Source organism: Streptomyces sp. SID5910 (assembly GCF_009862125.1).
In the GTDB taxonomy this organism is placed as follows: Bacteria; Actinomycetota; Actinomycetes; order Streptomycetales; family Streptomycetaceae; genus Streptomyces.
This window is the reverse complement of sequence record NZ_WWHX01000706.1, coordinates 1-2,821: the sequence shown is the minus strand read 5'-3', so window position 1 is coordinate 2,821 and position 2,821 is coordinate 1. Positions and strand designations below refer to the sequence as shown.

3 protein-coding genes are annotated in these 2,821 nt (G+C 74.5%); 2 read left to right on the top strand and 1 reads right to left on the bottom strand.

The window, feature by feature from the left end:
• Positions 1-47 precede the first annotated feature (47 nt).
• Positions 48-644: a histidine phosphatase family protein gene (locus GTW67_RS24660; protein WP_161166995.1), complete on the bottom strand. Its 597-nt coding sequence runs from the start codon at positions 642-644 to the stop codon at positions 48-50.
• Between the two features lie 194 nt (positions 645-838).
• On the opposite strand from GTW67_RS24660, the gene GTW67_RS24655 reads away from it, so the two are divergent.
• Together GTW67_RS24655 and GTW67_RS24650 are read left to right on the top strand one after the other, a co-directional pair.
• Positions 839-1,792 carry a phosphatase PAP2 family protein gene (locus GTW67_RS24655; protein ID WP_161166994.1) on the top strand — a complete coding sequence of 318 codons (954 nt, stop codon included), beginning with the start codon at positions 839-841 and terminating at the stop codon, positions 1,790-1,792.
• On the top strand, positions 1,689-2,821 hold a 1,133-nt coding region (locus GTW67_RS24650), incomplete at its 3' end, for a hypothetical protein (RefSeq protein WP_524539818.1). The genes GTW67_RS24655 and GTW67_RS24650, both read left to right, overlap by 104 nt.

Genomic DNA, 2,821 nt, shown 5'->3' with positions numbered 1-2,821 from the left:
GTGCCGCCCCAGCGGCACGACTGCCCGCAGCTACGTAGGCGGGACGGCTAGGCCGTCAGATGGCCCTGGTCGTTCCAGGATTCGATGGCCGGGGTGCCGTAGGCCCAGCCGAGGATGGAGAGGGAGGTCGGGTTGAGGCGGATGCGGGAGGCGAACTCCAGGGGGAGGTCCAGCCAGCGGGCGCCGATGGAGCGCAGGATGTGGCCGTGGGCGAAGACCAGGACGTCGCGGTCCGCCTCCCGCGCCCACGCGACCACCTCGTCCGCGCGCGCGGTGACGTCGGCCAGGCTCTCGCCCTCCGGGACCCCGTCCCGCCAGATCAGCCAGCCGGGCCGGACCGCCTGGATCTCGTCCGGCGTCATGCCCTCGTACGCCCCGTAGTCCCACTCCATGAGCGTGTCCCAGGTCTCGGCGCGCTCACCGAAGCCGGCGAGTTCGCAGGTCTCCCGCGCGCGGACCAGCGGGCTGGTGCGCACCTCGACGCCGGGCAGGCCGTCCAGCGGCGCCCGGTGCAGGCGCTCGCCGAGCAGCTTGGCCCCCCGCCGGCCCTCCTCCAGGAGCGGCACATCGGTCCTGCCGGTGTGCTTGCCGGACAGTGACCACTCGGTCTGTCCATGCCGGGCCAGCAGGATGCGCGGTGCCATGGAGGGGCCTTTCCGGGAGGAATGTCTGAGGGGACCCCTCCATCATCGCGCACGCCGCGGACGGGCAACCCGGTGGGACGTACCGGCGTCTATCAGGGCCGGGGGCCGCTCCACGAGGCGGGTCCCCGGACGCCGTAGAGTGGCACGCCCGGCGCCGTCGGGCACGCGTGAGAAGAAGGGGGAGGGCGATCGGATTGCCGCACACCGAGACACCGGGCACCGAGGCGGCCCCGCAGACTCGGCTTCGCTGGTGGACCGAGCTCCCGCTGATCCTCCTCGTGTACGCCTGCTATTCCGCGGGCCGCCTCCTGGTGCGCGGTGACGTCTCGGATGCCGTGGACCACGGGCTGGCGCTCCTGCACATCGAGAAGGTGCTGTTCCTCAACGCGGAGCACCCGCTCAACCGGCTCTTCACCCGCGAACCGTGGCTGGGCGTCCCGGCCGACTTCTGGTACGCGTCGCTGCACTACGTCGTCACCCCGGCGATCCTGGTCTGGCTGTTCCGCTCCCGGGCGGTGCGCTACCGGGCCGCCCGCACGTGGCTGATGACGTCCACGTTCATCGGGCTGATCGGCTTCACGCTGCTGCCGACCTGCCCGCCGCGGCTGCTCGACGCGAGCCACGGGTTCGTCGACACGATGGCCCAGTACAGCTCGTACGGCTGGTGGGGCGGCGAGGCGAGCGCGCCGCGCGGTCTGGGCGGGATGACCAACCAGTACGCGGCCATGCCGAGCCTGCACGTGGGCTGGGCGCTGTGGTGCGGCGTGATGCTGTGGCGGCACGGCGGGACGCGCGCGGCGAAGGTGGCCGGTGTCGTCTACCCGCTGGTGACGACGATCGTGGTGATGGGCACCGCGAACCACTACTTCCTCGACGCGGTGGCGGGCGCCGCCGTGATGGGCGCCGGGTTCCTGCTGGCGCCGCTCGTGATGCGGGTCGCGGACCGGGCGCGGGCCCGGATCACCGCCCGTTTCACTCCCGACCCGCAGGCTTCCGGCGACGCTGGTTCCCCCGTTGTCAGTGGTGGATGCCAGACTTCCGCGGGTGAGCGATTTCCACGGCAGCGCGAGCAGCGGCTCGAAGCGGGAGCCGAGCCGGACGCCTCCCCCACGGACGCGGGGGACGAGACTCCGGCACCGGCTCGCTGAGCTGCGCGGTCCCGACGTCCCGGCGAAGGCGCTGGACGCGCGGGCCCTGGCCGCGCTCGCGGCCAACCCGGGGTGCAGGCGGCGCGCGATCCTCGACGGCGCCGGGGTCGACAAGGGCTCGCTGGCGAGCGCGCTCGGGTCGCCGTCGGTCTTCGGCCAGTCGCAGTTCGCGCTCACCCGGGGCAACGCGTTCGAGGCGCGGGTGAAGGCGGACGGCGGCGCCGAGCTGCTGCGCCTCGTGCACGAGAGCCTGGACCGGGGTGCCGAGCCGCCCGCCGGGGCGCAGGTGCCCGACCTGTCGGCGACCGGCCCCGAGGGCCGCGCCGCCCGCACCTCGCTGGCGCTCCGTGAGGCGACGCGGGCGTCCGGCACCTGGACGCTCCTGGACCACCCGATGCTGGCCCTGGACGTCGCCGGCTCTCCCGCCTTCCTGGAGCCGGACGCGGTGGTGGTCCACCCGGACGGCACCTGGACGGTCGTCGAGATCAAGTCCTTCCCGATGCTGGACGGCTCCGCGGACCCGGCGAAGGTGGGCGCCGCCGCCCGGCAGGCCGCGGTGTACGTGCTGGCGCTGGAGGAGGTCGCCGCCCGCCTGGACCCGGCACCGCGCGTGCGGCACCGGATCCTCCTGGTCTGCCCCAAGGACTTCTCCAACCTGCCCACCGCGTCCGCCGTGGACGTGCGCAAGCAGCGCGCGGTGACCGGCCGGCAGCTGGCCCGGCTCACCCGGATCGAGGAGATCGCCGACACGCTCCCGGAGGGCGCCTGCTTCTCCCCCGCACTGCCGGCCGAGGAGCTGACGGCCGCCGTCGAGGCGGTTTCGGCGACGTACGCGCCCGAGTGCCTGTCCGCGTGCGAGCTGGCCTTCCACTGCCGTGCCCGGTCCCGCGGGGCCGGCGCGGTGACGCCGCTGGGCCGCCCGGTGCGGGCCGAGCTCGGCGGGCTGTCGTCGGTGGACGACGTGCTGGCGGCGGCGCGCGGGGAGGCCGGCGATCCGGACGACCCGGCGGTGGCCGCGCTGCGCCGGGC